A 15,664-nucleotide genomic window follows, 5' to 3' on the forward strand; every position below is an offset into this window, starting at 1 on the left:
GATACAAGAATCAGGACACAAGTCCCAGAGCGCGTTTAACAGGCGCAAAACTGCGTCGGTGGTGCGCCGTCGCGCCATACTGTGCCAACTTTTCCAGATGAAAAGCGGTTGGATAGCCTTTGTGCTGCGCAAAGCCATACTGAGGAAAAACGATATCCAGCGCCGCCATTTCTGCATCGCGGGTGACTTTCGCCAGAATAGACGCCGCGCTAATCTCCGCCACGCGGCTGTCGCCTTTCACCACGGCCATTGACGGCACAGGCAGTTCCGGACAGCGATTGCCGTCGATCAGCACATATTCTGGCGCAATATGCAGACCAGCGACAGCGCGCTGCATAGCGAGCATTGTGGCGTGCAAAATATTCAGCTCATCAATTTCATGCGCTTCTGCGCGTCCCAGACTCCAGCTTAACGCCTTTTCTTTAATCTCGTCATACAATGACAGACGACGCTTTTCAGACAATTTTTTGGAATCATTCAGACCGACGATCGGACGAGCCGGATCGAGGATCACGGCGGCGGTCACTACGGCGCCCACCAGCGGGCCACGGCCCACTTCATCCACACCCGCCACTAAATGGGTGTGTGGATAAACAAATTCGATCATTGTGCTAACTCCAGGACGGCATCTGCCGCCTGCTCATCGGCATTACAGCGGATCTTCTGATGCAGTTCACGGAAGGTGTCGTGCATCGCATGGCTGGTTTTACCGTTCGCCAGTAGCGGCAACAGCGCTTCGGCGAGTTTTTGCGGTTCGCACTCTTCCTGCAACAGCTCTTTGACTAATTCTCTTCCCGCCAGCAGGTTAGGCAAAGACACATACTCCGTTTTCACCAGACGTTTCGCCAGCCAGAAAGTGAAGGGCTTCATACGATATCCCACGACCATCGGACATTTTGCCAGCATACACTCCAGTGCCGCCGTACCCGAGGCCAGCAGAGCCGCGTCGCTGGCGATCATCGCCTCGCGCGCCATGCCGTCCAGCAAATGAACGGCGAGATCCGGCGCAACCTCCGCTTTAATTTTTTCAAACTGCTCGCGGCGTTTCGCGTTCACCAGCGGCACTACCACTTCCAGATCGGGATAGCGCTGTCGCAGCAATTGTGCGGTTTTCAGGAAGTCGGCGCTGAGCATTTCCACTTCCGCGCCACGGCTGCCTGGCAGTAGCGCCAGACAATGGGCGTCATGCGGGATACCCAGCACGTCGCGCGCCGCATTTTTATCCGGGTCCAGCGGCATGGCATCCGCCATGGTGTGACCGATAAAGCGGCACGGGACGTTAAATTTATCGTAAAACGCTTTTTCGAAAGGCAGAAAAGCCAACACCATATGGGTGGATCTGCCTATTTTGAAAACGCGTTTCTGTCGCCAGGCCCAAACAGACGGGCTGACATAATGAATGGTCTTAATCCCTTGTTTTTTCAGATTACCTTCGAGGGTAATGTTGAAATCAGGGGCATCAATCCCGACAAAGACATCGGGCTTGAGTTCGGTAAAACGACGGGTCAGATCGGCGCGGATATGCAACAAACGGCGTAAACGACCGAGCACTTCAACAATGCCCATGACCGCCAGCTCTTCCATTTCGTACCAGGCTTCACACCCTTCGGCCTGCATACGCGGCCCCGCAACGCCCACAAAGCGGGCGTTGGGTACGCGCGCTTTCAGCGCACGAATTAAGCCTGCGCCAAGAATATCGCCGGACGTTTCACCGGCGACCAGGGCAATCGTTAAAGGACGCTGTGCCGCCATTAACGAATCGGACCGCGCGTTGAACGCTCAAAGAACTCGGTAAACGCCTTCACTTCCGGATGCTTTTCAGCAAGTTCAGCGATTTCCAGCTTCGCTTCGTCGAGCGTTTTACCACTGCGGTACAACAGTTTGTAGGCATTACGAATCGCCACCAGCCCTTCACGGCTAAAGCCGCGACGCTTCAGCCCTTCGATATTTACCCCGAACGGCGTCGCATGGTTACCCTGCGCAATCACATACGGAGGGACATCCTGCGCCACGCCGGAGCAGCCGCCGACCATCACATGCGCACCGATAATGCAGAATTGATGAACTGCCGTCATACCGCCGATGATCGCAAAATCATCGACTGATACGTGCCCCGCCAGCGTGGCGTTGTTGGCGAGGATACAGCGATTACCTACCGTACAATCATGTGCAACATGCGCATTGATCATCAGCAGGTTATCGCTACCCACCTTCGTCAACCCACCACCCTGCACTGTACCACGATGAATGGTGACGCTTTCGCGGATGCGGTTACGATCGCCAATTTCCACACGGGTCGGCTCACCCGCATATTTCAGATCCTGGTTCACTTCACCGATGGAGGCAAACTGATAAATCTCGTTGTCGCGGCCGATTTTGGTTTGACCATTCACGACCACATGAGACTTCAGTACGGTTCCCTCACCAATTTCGACCTGCGGCCCAACAATACAAAAGGGACCAATGTGGGCATTAGCGCCAATTACAGCGCCGTCTTCCACAATGGCGGTAGGATGAATAAAGGCGGATTTATCAATCACGAATCAGGCCTCCCGGCTACGAGCACACATCATGGTTGCTTCGCACACAACTTTACCGTCGACCAGCGCAACCCCTTTAAAGCGGGTCAGGCCACGGCGCGTTTTCTCGAAAGTGACTTCCATGATCATCTGATCGCCTGGCACCACCGGACGCTTAAAGCGCGCTTCATCAATACCCGCGAAATAATACAGTTCGCCAGGTTCCAGTTTACCAACGCTTTTAAACGCCAGAATACCGGTTGCCTGCGCCATCGCTTCCAGAATCAACACGCCTGGCAAAATCGGTTTGCCCGGGAAATGCCCCTGGAAAAACGGCTCGTTGACGGAGACATTTTTCACCGCACGCAGAAAACGACCTTCTTCAAAGTCCAGCACGCGATCGACCAGTAAAAACGGAAAACGGTGCGGCAGAAGCTCTAAAATCTCTTCAATCTGCAGAGTATGAGTGTTAGTAGTCAAAATACTCTTCCTGTCCAAATATACAAAAAGGCAATAATAACACGGCCTGCCGCAATCGTATGAATGTGACAGGCCGGAAAAGAATGGCAACTACAAGGCGGAACGTTAGTCTTGTTGATTAACCTTGCGCTCAATCGCTTTGAGACGCTTGCTCATATCATCAATGTTCATCACCAGTGCAGCAGTTTTACGCCATACTTTGTTGGGTTGCAGCGGAATGCCTGAGGAGTAGACGCCCGGTTCCGTGATGGGACGCATCACCATACCCATGCCAGTTACCGTGACTTTGTCGCATATTTCCATATGCCCATTGATCACGCTGGCGCCGCCAATCATGCAGTAACGGCCAATCTTCAGGCTACCCGCCATAATGACGCCACCGGCAACTGCCGTATTGTCGCCAATCACGACGTTATGTGCAATCTGGCACTGATTATCAATAATCACGCCATTGCCAATAACAGTATCATCCAACGCGCCACGGTCAATGGTGGTACAAGCGCCGATCTCGACACGATCGCCAATAATGACCCGGCCCAGTTGTGGGATCTTCACCCAGTTGCCACGATCGTTGGCGTAGCCAAAACCGTCCGCGCCGATCACCGTACTGGACTGGATCAGGCAATTCTCACCGATCTGAATGTCGTGGTAAATCGTTACGTTCGCCCACAAGCGTGAACCCGCCCCGATTTTGGTATTTTTTCCGACGAAACAGCCTGCGCCGATAACCACGTTATCGCCCAGTTGTACGCCAGATTCAATCACCGCATTCGCGCCGACTGAAACATTGCTACCCAGCGTTGCCGTCGCATCAATCACGGCGCTTGGCGCGATATTCTGCGCGGGCTGCGGCGTAGTATCTAAAATTTGCGCCATGCGCGCGTAGGTCAGGTAGGGATTTTTAACTACCAGCGCCGCGCTCTTAGCAAAAGGAAGATCGTCCTGCGTCATGACAACCGCAGAAGCCTGGCATAAACCTAAGTGTTCACGGTACTTAGGATTTACCATAAACGTAATGTGGCCTGTTGTTGCAGATTGCATGGACGCAACGCCGGTGATGACGATATCGCCATCACCGTGTAATTCTGCATCCAACTGTTCTGCTAAGTCAGCCAGTCGAATTGAAGGCATTACTTATTTAACCTGTTTCAGTACGTCAGCGGTGATGTCTTTCACATCGCTGCTGTTGTAAGCAACGGTGTTTGCGTCTACCACCAGATCGATACTCTGGTCGTTAGCCACTTTTTTCACTGCAGTCTGGATACGAGTCACCAGTTTGTTGCGTTCTTCGTTGGAACGACGAGCGCGATCTTTCTCAAAAGCCTGCGCTTTTTGCGCGAAAGTCTGGCGCTGAGACATCACGTCTTTTTCCAGCTTAGTACGATCGCTACCTGCTTTCATGGATTGCAGACGCTGCATTTTAGATTGCAGATCGGTTTCCATTTTTTGCAGTTCAGCCGCACGGCCTTTAAATTCGTTTTCCAGTGTATTGGATACACCCGTCTTCTGCGCAACCTGTTGGAACAGATTACCCATGTTGACGATTGCAATTTTGTCAGCAGCCTGTGCGGACGTTACCATCGCCAAACCAAGACCTGCAGCTAATAACCACTTTTTCACAATAAACTCCTTACCATCCCATTTGCACCCGAAGGTACAGCTCTTTGCGTGGCCTGGCGATCCCTGGGGGCATCGCCAAAAGTCATCGCTACACTACCAATGCATTCCTTTGCAGTGAACAATTACCAGGTTTTACCAATGTTAAACTGGAACTGCTCGGCTTTGTCTCCATCGTACTTTTTAAACGGCTGGGCGTAGGAGAAGACCAACGGCCCCAATGGGGACATCCATTGTAATGCGATACCCGCGGACATACGGATGTTGCTCGGATCGCTGTAGTCCGGATAACCAGAATACTGGCTGGAATCCCAGTTAGTATCCCAGACGGTCCCCATATCCCAGAAGAAAGAAGTACGGACCGAATTAGCATATTTCTCGCTGATAAACGGCGTCGGCGTGATAAATTCCAGGCTGGCGACCGCCATCGCGTTACCCCCTACCGCATCATCCGACTTACACATATCTTTTGCGCCGTCCTGCGTCGCGCAATCGTAGTCTTCATCAGCATCGTAATTTTTAGGGTTATAGGGATAATAGACCGCCTTAGGACCAATGGTATTGGACTGGAAGCCACGAACGGTACTGGAACCACCGGCATAGAAGTTCTCATAGAACGGCATTTCTTTACCGCCTAAACCATCGCCATAACCAAAGCGGGTACGGCCCAGAATGACCCACTTATGATCGTTATCGATCGGTACATAGGTCGCGGTATCCAACGTCGCTTTATAGTATTCGTTATCCGATCCCGGAATCGTCACCTTACCCGTCAGGTTGATACGCGTACCTTCCGTCGGGAAGTAACCACGGTCTAGTTTGTTGTAGGTCCAGCCGTAGTTAAAGGTGAAGTCATCAGTGCTAAAACTATTATCCTGATCATTAGTACTCGGATACTGACCCATTGATGCCAGATAACGCCACATTGCAACCTGCGGTTCCATATTGGACAGGGAGTTATGCACATACCCTAAACCAGCACGCAACGTGTTGTACTCGTTGATGGGGAAGCCAAGCGTCACATCCGTACCGTAACTCTTGTTGGTATAGTCGGATAGATCCGCATCGTCCGCCTGGAAGTCGTTATAGAAGATACGACCACCGAGGCTCACGCCGTCAACGGTAAAGTATGGGTTAGTAACGGACAGTTCGCTGTAGGTCTGGTAGTCGTTTTTGGTGCCGTTAATCCCCACGGAATAACCGGTACCTAACCAGTTGTCCTGCTGAACGCCGGCCTGGAAGCTCACGCCGCTTTCTGTACCGTAACCGATACCGAAGTTGAAGCTACCGGTATTACGCTCTTTCACCTTGTACACCACATCAACCTGATCCGGGCTACCCGGAACGCGCTGCGTGTCGGTGTCGACGGTTTCAAAGAAGCCGAGACGGTTCAGACGCTCTTTACCCTGGTCAACCAGGTCGCTGCCCAGCCACGCCCCTTCCATCTGGCGCATTTCACGGCGCAGAACGGAATCTTTTGAGGTATCGTTGCCTTCAAAGCGGATCTTACGCACGTAGAAACGGTTGCCCGCATCGACGTTCACGCGCAGTTTTACGGTTTTGTCAGCATCGTTAATTTCAGGCTGTGACTGCACGCGCGGATAGGCGTAACCATAGCGACCCAGAAGCTTTTTGATGTCATCTTCCATTTTGGTCACTTTGGTGCCGTTATAGAGCTCGCCCGGTTCAATTTTCGTCAGGTTCTCAATTTCAGCGGAATGTCCGGCCAGGTTACCGCTTACCTGAACCCCGGAAAGCTTGTACTGATCGCCTTCGGTGATATTGACGGTGATGTAGATCCCTTTCTTATCCGGCGTCAGACTCACTTGCGTGGAGTCAATATTGAAACGCGCGTAGCCGCGATCCAGATAGTAGCTGCGCAAGGTTTCAAGGTCGCCCGCCAGCTTCTGTTTCTGGTATTTACGATCGCCGACGACGTTCCACCACGGCACTTCGTCACGCAACTGGAAATGAGAAATGAGTTCTTCGGTGCTAAAGGCATGGTTACCGACGATGTTGATCTGTTGGATCTTCGCCGATACGCCCTCCTGGAACACCAGTTTAAGATCAACACGGTTGCGCGGCAGCGGCGTGACGACCGCCTTAACACTGGCGCTGTATTTACCTACGCTATAGTAAAAGTCTTCCAGACCTTTTTCGATATCAGACAGCGTGGTGCGATCCAGAGACTCGCCAACACGTACGCCAGACGCTTCGAGGTTTTGCTTGAGCATGTCATCTTTCACCGACTTGTTCCCGGAGAAAGTGATGCTGGCAATGGTCGGACGTTCTTTTACCTGAACCAGAAGGGTATTACCATCGCGCAGGACGCGGACGTCCTCAAAGTTGCCGGTGGCGAACAGAGCGCGAATGGTGTTACTGATATCTTCATCATTAACCGTGTCGCCTGTGCGCACCGGCATACTGAGGAGAGCCGCACCAACGGCGACTCGCTGCAGGCCTTCGAAATGAATGTCCTTCACTACGAACCCTTCAGCACCGTATACGGTGGCGCTGCTGAACAGCAGCGACGCTATGAGCAACTTTTTCATCGCCATCGTTATTATGCGTTCTTCCTAACTAACTCTCTTACAACCGAGAGAAATCATTGAAAAGTGCAAGCCCCATTAACAACACCAGCAAAATCGAGCCAATGCGATAACTAAAGTCTTGAACCCGCTCGGATACCGGCCCGCCCTTAAGCTTTTCAATCGCCAGGAACAGCAGATGACCCCCGTCAAGAACGGGCAGCGGAAACAGGTTAATTATCCCTAAGTTCACGCTGATTAGCGCAAGGAACATCAGGTAATAAATCACCCCGAACTCCGCTGACATCCCAGCCCCCTGAGCGATAGAAATCGGCCCACTGAGGTTGTTCAGTTTCACATCACCGGTTATCAATTTACCCAGCATACTGACCGTCAGCTTCATCAACTGCCACGTCTTATCCGTGGCTTCGAGGATGGCGCTAAAAGGCCCATACTGGCGTATAGTCTTGTACTCTTCCGGCAGAGGAATAATTTTAGGCACCACGCCTGCAAACCCTTCCGCCTTTCCGTTAACCGATTTCGTATCCGGCGTTAACGTCAACGACAAGGCGCTCCCCTGCCTTTCAATCTCTAACGCTAACGGCTTACCGGGATTATCGCGTACAAACGTCACGAATTTCATCCACTGCGTTAACGGCTGACCATCGACTTTAACGATCCTGTCGCCCGCTTGCAAACCCGCTTTACTGGCTGCGGAATTCGCCTGCACTTCTGACAGTACCGGTTCAATCTGTGGCCCGCGGGGCCGAATCCCTAAAGAAGATACAGGATCTTGCTTATCAGGCTCAAATGCCCAGTGACGTAAATCAAGCGTTTTGTCCTGCCGCTGGTCGCTGCCAAACGGCGCGACGCTCACCGTCGTCTGCTGATCGCCAATTTTGGACACCAGTTGTAAACGCACGGCATCCCAATCAGGGGTTTCGATACCATCAACGGCTTTAAGTTCCGTACCAGGCGCAATTTGCGCCTGCGCAGCAATCGAGTTGGGCGTTATTTCGCCAATGACCGGACGAACGCCAGGGACGCCGATGATAAAGACCAGCCAGTAAGCAAAGATAGCAAAAATGAAGTTCGCAACCGGACCTGCGGCAATAATTGCGGCGCGCTGGCCCACCGTTTTGTTATTGAAGGCGTGACGACGCAATTCCGGCGCTACCGGTTCGGCGCGTTCATCCAGCATTTTGACGTAGCCGCCCAGCGGGATCAGGGCGATGACATACTCGGTGCTGTACCGATCGGTACGACGCCAGAGCGCTTTGCCAAAACCGATGGAAAAGCGCTCAACTCGCACACCGCAGCGCCGGGCAACCCAGAAATGACCAAATTCATGCACAGTGATCAGCACGCCCAGTGCGATGATGAATGCAGCCAGATTCCAGAGAATACTCAGCATAAAACCTTCCGTTAGAGCGTCCTGAACACCAGTAACAACAGGCAAGCAAAGACCGGTACGGCAGCCGTCAGGCTGTCAATTCGGTCCAGAATGCCGCCATGGCCTGGAATCAAGTGGCCGCTATCCTTAATTCCTGCTTCGCGCTTAAACATACTCTCGGTGAGGTCGCCCAGTACAGAAGCCAGAGCCGCCACCACAGAGCAAATCAGCAAGATAACAGGCGCAACATTCAGATTCGCCCACATACCGTAACCCCATGAGATCACGGCAGCCGTAGCAAGCCCGCCGATAAACCCTTGCCAGGTTTTACCCGGGGAAACCTTCGGCGCCAGCTTATGTTTGCCAAATAATTTACCAAACATATACGCGCCAGAGTCCGCTCCCCAGACCAGGATCATGACATAGAGTAGCCATATTGCGCCACTGTAATGATTCTCGTCATAGTGCCAGGCGCGCAGCGCCAGCATTCCCCAGAAAAATGGCACAATAGTTAACAAACCGAAAATGAGACGCAATGTTTTTGAGTTGCGCCAGATTGCCGCCGAACCGGGATAAAATAGCACCAGCAGTAGCGCGACAACCCACCATCCTAACGATGCCCAAAGCGACATCTCAACCAGCGGTTGACGAATGTTGTGATGATACTCAGGCAACAAAAATAGCATCAGCGCCAATAACAGACCACACAGCACCGCCAGCCAAACCCGCTGTGAACGCGCGGCGAAACCGCTTAACTGTCCCCATTCCCACGCGGCCAGCATACAGACAACCAGCGTAATAATAGCGAACCCCACCGGCGGCAATAAAAAAAGCGCAGCGATGACCGCGGGTATTAACACAAAAGCAGAAATCAGGCGATACTTCAGCAAAAGCAACCCCCATCAGGCTTTGTCATCACCAGGCTCGGTACCGCCGAAACGACGCTCTCGATTAGCAAAGGCATGCAGCGCACCTTCAAAGTCTTGTTCATCGAAATCGGGCCAAAGAACATCCGTAAAGTAAAGTTCGGCATAGGCAATTTGCCAAAGCAAAAAGTTACTAATGCGATGCTCTCCCCCAGTCCTAATTACTAAATCCACAGGCGCCAGCTCATGCATACAGATTTGCTGGCCTAGTCTCTCTTCATCAATCTGATCGGGGCGCAGCACTCCAGCCTGCACCTGTTCCGCCAGTTGTCGGACTCCCTGGACAATATCCCAACGTCCGCCGTAATTCGCAGCAATATTCAGCGTTAGACCCGTATTATGGGCGGTAAGCGCTTCTGATTTGCGAATACGTTCTTGTAAACGTGAGTTGAATCGGCTGATATCGCCGATAATACGCAGGCGAACGTTATGGCGGTGCAGGCTTTTGACTTCGCTATCCAGCGCCCACACAAACAGCTCCATTAACGCGCTCACTTCCTGCGCCGGTCGGTTCCAGTTTTCACTACTAAAGGCATACAGCGTTAACGCATCAATACCGTTATTGGCAGCAAAAGAGACCGCTCGCCGGACGGACTTCGCCCCGGCTTTATGCCCAAAGGCCCGGATCTTCCCTTGCTTTTTCGCCCAGCGACCATTGCCATCCATAATTATTGCAACATGACGGCAGCCATGCGCTGGCAAATTTTCGCTTACTGGTTGAGTTGCAGACAACATAACGCGTTTTTTGTCCCTGAAAGGATTTAGCGGTACTCAGGAATACTGAAGCCTTTATACACATTCTCTTCGGTTCGCTTCACGGATGGCTGCGCGTCATCGCCCCTGTCATGCGCTGTCTGCGCACGCCGGGAACGTACTCGCCTGCCGTCCCGATGCGTCCTGAATGATTTTGTGTATCCACAAAAAAGCCGTGTAAAACCACGGCTAACCTGACCGAAAAAAGCCAAAAACCTGCGATCAGGTGGCGCAGACTATATCACCGAAGCCCAACGCTAACAAATAGCACGATCTTCTGTCGCGGGATAATCGTCAGCGTGAGAGCCGTATCACTTGTTTTCTGGCTACTTCACGCGCGATGGCGTCAACCTGCAATACGTCCTCAACGCTTGCCGGTTCCTGTAAATCCATCCTCTCCAGCACCGCTAAATTGAGCCCGGCGATATCGGTAAAACGAATCTGTTGCGCCAGAAACGCGGCAACGGTGATTTCGTTTGCCGCATTGAGCGCCGTCGTTGCCGCCTGACCTTGCTCAAACGCCTCCATAGCCAGCTTCAGGCACGGATAACGCTGATAATCTGGCGCGCTAAACGTCAGCGCGCTGAGTTTGCAAAAATCGAGCGGCTGCGCGCCGGACGTGACGCGATTCGGCCATGCCATCGTATGCGCAATAGGCGTACGCATGTCAGGTTCTCCAAGCTGCGCCAGGACGCTGCCGTCCTGATAACGCACCATCGAATGAATGACCGATTGCGGATGGATCAACACTTCCATCTGACGTGCGCTGGCATTAAATAACCAACGCGCTTCAATGTATTCCAGACCTTTATTCATCATGGTGGCGGAGTCGACGGAGATTTTTCTCCCCATCGACCAGTTCGGATGACGACATGCCTGATCTGGCGTCATCGCTGCCAGATCGCACATTGGCGTTTCACGAAACGGGCCACCAGACCCGGTAAGCAAAATCGACGTTACGCCATTTTGCTCAAGGTCAGCGTATCCCAGATTATGCTGAATAGATTGCGGCAAACTCTGAAAAATCGCGTTATGTTCGCTATCGACGGGTAAAAGCCGGGCGTTGCTGCGTTTTACTTCGTCCATAAACAGCCGCCCGCAGGTCACCAGCGATTCTTTATTCGCCAGCAGAATCGTCTTCCCTGCGCGAATCGCCGCCAGGGTCGGCAGTAAACCAGCCGCGCCCACAATGGCCGCCATCACATGCCCGACCTCATCAAGCGCCGCCATCTCACAGGCAGCCTGCTGACCGCTCAGAACCTCGGTGCGACTGCCATGCTGCTGAAGCATTATTTTGAGCTGTTCTGCGCTCGACGTATCGTCCATCACGGCATAACGCGGCGAGAATTCCAGGCACTGCTCCGCCATGCGGGCGACATTTTTACCCGCCACCAGCGCGATAACGTGGAAGCTATCAGGATTATGGCGCACCACGTCCAGTGTGCTGCAACCAATAGAGCCGGTCGAGCCCAGAATGGTTAATTGCTTCATGAAACGTCCAGAAGTGTTGAAACGGAATAAAAAGCAAAACGCCGCACAGGAGACCTGATAATGTCTTCTGCGCGGCGCTTTGTACACCACTCATCCGCCAGGTTTAGCGGTGGAATGAGTTTATATCTGCGTACAGATCAATCAGAACTGCATCAGTTCTGCTTCTTTATCTGCCAACGCCGCATCAACTTTCTTAATTGCCGCGTCGGTCATTTTCTGTACTTCTTCCTGAGAGCGACGATCGTCATCTTCACTGATCGCTTTATCTTTCAGCAGAGCTTTTACTTTATCGTTCGCATCACGGCGGACGTTACGAACGGCGACACGCGCCTGCTCCGCTTCGCCACGGACAATTTTCGTCAGATCTTTACGACGTTCTTCGGTCAGCGGCGGCAGCGGAACGCGAATGTCGGTGCCCGCAGAGCTTGGATTCAAACCGAGGTCTGACGCCATGATCGCTTTTTCAACGGCTGGCCCCATAGAACGGTCAAACACGTTAATTTTTAAGGTACGGGAGTCTTCTACCGTTACGCTTGCCAACTGACGCAGCGGGGTCGGAGTGCCATAGTATTCTACGACAATACCATCCAGCAGGCTGGGAGAAGCACGACCCGTGCGCACTTTGCTGATTTGGGTTTTGAACGCTTCAACGCATTTTTCCATGCGTACTTCAGCATCTTTTCTGATATCGCTAATCACGTTACGAATCCTTGAAAACTAGTCTCAGTCAGACCAGACGGTCACACAATACAAAGATGTGCTAAGTATAGTCTCGTTTAATTTCTGCCAGGTAATAAGACCCGTCAATAGAACAGAATCTTACCCGTATTTGGCGCTCACGGGAATTATTCCGTGATTAACGTCCCTTCTTTTTCGCCCATCACCACACGACGCAGCGCGCCTGGTTTGTTCATGTTGAAAACACGAATCGGCAGTTTGTGGTCACGAGCCAGCGTGAACGCCGCCAGATCCATCACTTTCAGCTCTTTATCCAGCACTTCGCTGTAGGTCAGCTGATCGTACATGGTCGCGGAAGGATCTTTTGCCGGATCGGCAGTGAATACGCCATCCACTTTGGTCGCTTTCAGTACGACATCCGCTTCAATTTCGATCCCGCGCAGACAGGCCGCAGAGTCGGTAGTGAAGAACGGGTTACCCGTACCTGCAGACAGAATCACAACACGGTTATTACGCAGCAGGCTAATCGCCTCGGCCCAACTGTAGTTGTCGCACACGCCGTTTAAAGGAATTGCCGACATCAGGCGGGCGTTCACATAGGCGCGGTGAAGCGCATCACGCATTGCCAGGCCGTTCATGACGGTGGCCAACATGCCCATGTGGTCGCCCACAACGCGGTTCATCCCCGCTTTTGCCAGACCCGCGCCACGGAACAGGTTACCACCGCCAATCACCACACCAACCTGAATACCCAGTTCAACCAGTTCTTTGATCTCCTGAGCCATACGATCCAGTATGCTTGCATCAATACCGAAGCCTTCCGTACCCTGCAGAGCTTCGCCGCTTAATTTAAGCAGAATGCGTTTATAGACGGGTTTTGCATTGGTAGCCATGTTTCTTTCCTGAGACTGTCAACGATTGATATGAGTTAATTCCGGCGACATTGTACGTCGCATTTCAGCGCAGACGCCAGGCGTCGGCTGATTTTACAAGAGAGGCGCAAAAAGAAGCCGCCCTCAGGCGGCTCCTCAGGAAAATCAGGACTGCTTAGACATCGCAGCAACTTCTGCTGCAAAGTCAGTCTCGACTTTCTCAATGCCTTCGCCCACTTCAAAGCGGATGAAGCCAGTCACGTCAGCGTTGTGCTCTTTCAGCAGTTGGCCAACAGATTTGCTCGGTTCCATGACGAAAGGCTGACCAGTCAGAGAAACTTCGCCGGTGAATTTCTTCATGCGGCCTTCAACCATTTTCTCTGCGATTTCTTTCGGCTTACCGGACTGCATCGCGATGTCCAGCTGTACCTGGTACTCTTTCTCTACCACGTCAGCAGACACGTCTTCCGGCTTAACGAATTCCGGCTTGCTTGCCGCAACGTGCATCGCCAGCTGTTTAACCAGCTCTTCGTCAGCGCCTTTAGCGGCAACCAGAACGCCGATGCGCGCACCGTGCTGGTAAGAACCCAGAACGTCGCCTTCCAGGGAAGCTACGCGACGAATGTTGATGTTCTCGCCAATTTTCGCTACCAGAGCAACGCGCTCTTCTTCGAACTGCGCTTTCAGGACTTCTACGTCAGTGATTTTGCCAGCAACAGCGGCGTCCAGCACTTTGTCAGCAAATGCCTGGAAGCCAGCATCTTTAGCCACGAAGTCAGTCTGGCAGTTAACTTCCAGAATGAAAGCGACGTTGCCGTTGATTTTGGTTTTGATTACGCCGTCAGCAGCCACGTTGCCTGCTTTTTTCGCCGCTTTGATAGCGCCGGACTTACGCATGTTTTCGATTGCCAGCTCAATGTCGCCATTCGCTTCAGTCAGCGCTTTTTTGCAATCCATCATGCCTGCGCCAGTACGCTCACGCAGCTCTTTTACCAGGGATGCGGTAATTTCAGCCATTCTAAAATCCTCGAAAGATTTGATCTGCCCGGCATCAAACCGCACAGATATAAAAGTGAAAAAGGGGGCCATATACAGGCCCCCTAACCAAACGTGATACTACCTGGTCTATAAGGGCTCTCCCCTTCATATTTCGAGCCGCAGGTGCGTTGCCTTCACTCGCTCATCCCGGTCACTTACTGATGTAAGCTCCCGGGAATTCTCGAGCTTGCCGCCTTCCTGCAACTCGAACTATTTTAGGGAGTTATCAAGCCTTATTACTCGGCTTCTACGAAGCTTTCTTCCGCCTGGGAAGCCAGATCCTGAGAACGGCCTTCACGAACGGTTGCAGCGACAGCGCCCAGGTACAGGCTAACAGCACGGATTGCGTCATCGTTACCCGGGATAACGAAGTCAACGCCGTCCGGATCAGAGTTGGTATCAACGATAGCAAATACCGGGATACCCAGGTTGTTCGCTTCTTTGATAGCAATGTGCTCGTGGTCAGCATCGATAACGAACAGAGCGTCCGGCAGACCGCCCATGTCTTTGATACCGCCCAGGCTGTTTTCCAGTTTCTCAAGCTCACGAGTACGCATCAGCGCTTCTTTCTTGGTCAGCTTTTCGAAAGTACCGTCCTGAGACTGAGTTTCCAGGTCTTTCAGACGTTTGATGGACTGACGAACTGTTTTCCAGTTAGTCAGCATACCGCCCAGCCAGCGATGGTTCACGAAGAACTGGTCGCAGCTGTTAGCAGCTTCTTTCACCGCTTCGCTTGCAGCGCGTTTAGTACCAACGAAAAGGATTTTACCTTTACGAGCAGAGATCTTGTTCAGTTCAGCCAGAGCTTCGTTGAACATCGGTACAGTTTTCTCAAGGTTGATGATGTGAACTTTGTTACGCGCGCCGAAGATGAAAGGCTTCATTTTCGGGTTCCAGTAACGGGTCTGGTGACCAAAGTGAACACCAGCCTTGAGCATGTCGCGCATGGAAACAGTTGCCATGATTTAAAACCTCTATAGATTAAGTTGGGGTTATGCCTCCACGTATCCCATATTACCGACCCCAAAGGGCACCCCGGAATATGTGCCGATACGTGTGTGTTGTTACACAAAGTGAGATTTGTCGCTCCCGTCCATCGTGTGTAGTCTTCGAATGGATCGGAAGTCCGGCGCGCTTTATACCACAAATACGCCACCGACACCAATAATTGTTGGCACTCAGTGCTGAATTGAACGATGAATTTCGTGTTACAGGCAGGCGGCAAATTTCTGAATCCCCGGGAGCTTACGACCAGTAAGTGACTGGGGTGAAAAAATGTCGCCAACGCACCTGTGGCACGAAAGGCGAAGTTCAGAATGATTCTCAATTTGGCAGGGTACACCCCTGACTGATACCATTGTCAGCACTT

General features: G+C 52.3%; 15 protein-coding genes. All 15 read right to left on the reverse strand.

Going from position 1 to position 15,664, the window contains the following annotated elements; translation table 11 throughout:
- Window positions 1-10: 10 nt before the first annotated feature.
- Complete coding sequence (gene rnhB / locus ACLJZ5_RS15435; RefSeq protein WP_000569412.1) at window positions 11-607, reverse strand: ribonuclease HII; 597 nt, start codon at window positions 605-607, stop codon at window positions 11-13.
- On the reverse strand, window positions 604-1,752 hold the full coding sequence (gene lpxB / locus ACLJZ5_RS15440; protein WP_024798248.1) for a lipid-A-disaccharide synthase: 1,149 nt from the start codon (window positions 1,750-1,752) through the stop codon (window positions 604-606). Before lpxB ends, rnhB begins: the two co-directional genes overlap by 4 nt.
- Window positions 1,752-2,540 (reverse strand): acyl-ACP--UDP-N-acetylglucosamine O-acyltransferase, encoded by a 789-nt coding sequence (gene lpxA, locus ACLJZ5_RS15445; RefSeq protein ID WP_000565950.1) that lies wholly within the window; start codon window positions 2,538-2,540, stop codon window positions 1,752-1,754. The genes lpxB and lpxA overlap by 1 nt, the downstream gene beginning before the upstream one ends.
- A 3-nt stretch (window positions 2,541-2,543) precedes the next feature.
- The gene (fabZ, locus tag ACLJZ5_RS15450) at window positions 2,544-2,999 is read right to left on the reverse strand and encodes a 3-hydroxyacyl-ACP dehydratase FabZ (protein ID WP_000210741.1); all 456 of its coding nucleotides are present in this window, start codon (window positions 2,997-2,999) and stop codon (window positions 2,544-2,546) included.
- Between the two features lie 105 nt (window positions 3,000-3,104).
- The gene (gene lpxD / locus ACLJZ5_RS15455; RefSeq protein WP_001139266.1) at window positions 3,105-4,130 is read right to left on the reverse strand and encodes a UDP-3-O-(3-hydroxymyristoyl)glucosamine N-acyltransferase; all 1,026 of its coding nucleotides are present in this window, start codon (window positions 4,128-4,130) and stop codon (window positions 3,105-3,107) included.
- Window positions 4,131-4,133: 3 nt separating this feature from the next.
- Complete coding sequence (gene skp, locus ACLJZ5_RS15460) at window positions 4,134-4,619, reverse strand: molecular chaperone Skp (protein ID WP_000758966.1); 486 nt, start codon at window positions 4,617-4,619, stop codon at window positions 4,134-4,136.
- A 122-nt stretch (window positions 4,620-4,741) separates the two neighbouring features.
- A complete protein-coding gene (bamA, locus tag ACLJZ5_RS15465) occupies window positions 4,742-7,174 on the reverse strand; it encodes an outer membrane protein assembly factor BamA (protein ID WP_001240936.1) in 2,433 nt (810 codons plus the stop codon).
- Between the two features lie 31 nt (window positions 7,175-7,205).
- Complete coding sequence (rseP, locus tag ACLJZ5_RS15470) at window positions 7,206-8,558, reverse strand: sigma E protease regulator RseP (RefSeq protein ID WP_024798247.1); 1,353 nt, start codon at window positions 8,556-8,558, stop codon at window positions 7,206-7,208.
- An 11-nt stretch (window positions 8,559-8,569) separates the two neighbouring features.
- The gene (gene cdsA / locus ACLJZ5_RS15475) at window positions 8,570-9,427 is read right to left on the reverse strand and encodes a phosphatidate cytidylyltransferase (protein ID WP_000922422.1); all 858 of its coding nucleotides are present in this window, start codon (window positions 9,425-9,427) and stop codon (window positions 8,570-8,572) included.
- Between the two features lie 12 nt (window positions 9,428-9,439).
- On the reverse strand, window positions 9,440-10,198 hold the full coding sequence (ispU, locus tag ACLJZ5_RS15480; protein ID WP_000947413.1) for a (2E,6E)-farnesyl-diphosphate-specific ditrans,polycis-undecaprenyl-diphosphate synthase: 759 nt from the start codon (window positions 10,196-10,198) through the stop codon (window positions 9,440-9,442).
- A 312-nt stretch (window positions 10,199-10,510) separates the two neighbouring features.
- Window positions 10,511-11,707, reverse strand: coding sequence for a 1-deoxy-D-xylulose-5-phosphate reductoisomerase (gene ispC / locus ACLJZ5_RS15485; RefSeq protein ID WP_024798412.1), 1,197 nt, complete (start codon window positions 11,705-11,707; stop codon window positions 10,511-10,513).
- A gap of 141 nt (window positions 11,708-11,848) precedes the next feature.
- Entirely contained in the window at window positions 11,849-12,406 is a 558-nt protein-coding gene (frr, locus tag ACLJZ5_RS15490) for a ribosome recycling factor (RefSeq protein WP_000622423.1), read from the reverse strand.
- Window positions 12,407-12,552: 146 nt separating this feature from the next.
- On the reverse strand, window positions 12,553-13,278 hold the full coding sequence (gene pyrH, locus ACLJZ5_RS15495) for a UMP kinase (RefSeq protein ID WP_000224567.1): 726 nt from the start codon (window positions 13,276-13,278) through the stop codon (window positions 12,553-12,555).
- 144 nt (window positions 13,279-13,422) lie between these two features.
- Window positions 13,423-14,274: a translation elongation factor Ts gene (tsf, locus tag ACLJZ5_RS15500; RefSeq protein WP_000818123.1), complete on the reverse strand. Its 852-nt coding sequence runs from the start codon at window positions 14,272-14,274 to the stop codon at window positions 13,423-13,425.
- 257 nt (window positions 14,275-14,531) lie between these two features.
- The gene (gene rpsB, locus ACLJZ5_RS15505) at window positions 14,532-15,257 is read right to left on the reverse strand and encodes a 30S ribosomal protein S2 (protein WP_000246886.1); all 726 of its coding nucleotides are present in this window, start codon (window positions 15,255-15,257) and stop codon (window positions 14,532-14,534) included.
- Window positions 15,258-15,664: the final 407 nt, after the last annotated feature.

The organism is Salmonella sp. 5800, assembly GCF_046558195.1.
GTDB lineage: Bacteria > Pseudomonadota > Gammaproteobacteria > Enterobacterales > Enterobacteriaceae > Salmonella > Salmonella enterica.

Bases quoted from the DNA above. Each gene is read 5' to 3' on its own strand.
- ispU (WP_000947413.1), bottom strand. From the start codon at position 10,198: ATGTTGTCTGCAACTCAACCAGTAAGCGAAAATTTGCCAGCGCATGGC.
- tsf (WP_000818123.1), bottom strand. From the start codon at position 14,274: ATGGCTGAAATTACCGCATCCCTGGTAAAAGAGCTGCGTGAGCGTACT.
- ispC (WP_024798412.1), bottom strand. From the start codon at position 11,707: ATGAAGCAATTAACCATTCTGGGCTCGACCGGCTCTATTGGTTGCAGC.
- rpsB (WP_000246886.1), bottom strand. From the start codon at position 15,257: ATGGCAACTGTTTCCATGCGCGACATGCTCAAGGCTGGTGTTCACTTT.
- rnhB (WP_000569412.1), bottom strand. From the start codon at position 607: ATGATCGAATTTGTTTATCCACACACCCATTTAGTGGCGGGTGTGGAT.
- pyrH (WP_000224567.1), bottom strand. From the start codon at position 13,278: ATGGCTACCAATGCAAAACCCGTCTATAAACGCATTCTGCTTAAATTA.
- lpxB (WP_024798248.1), bottom strand. From the start codon at position 1,752: ATGGCGGCACAGCGTCCTTTAACGATTGCCCTGGTCGCCGGTGAAACG.
- bamA (WP_001240936.1), bottom strand. From the start codon at position 7,174: ATGGCGATGAAAAAGTTGCTCATAGCGTCGCTGCTGTTCAGCAGCGCC.
- rseP (WP_024798247.1), bottom strand. From the start codon at position 8,558: ATGCTGAGTATTCTCTGGAATCTGGCTGCATTCATCATCGCACTGGGC.
- lpxD (WP_001139266.1), bottom strand. From the start codon at position 4,130: ATGCCTTCAATTCGACTGGCTGACTTAGCAGAACAGTTGGATGCAGAA.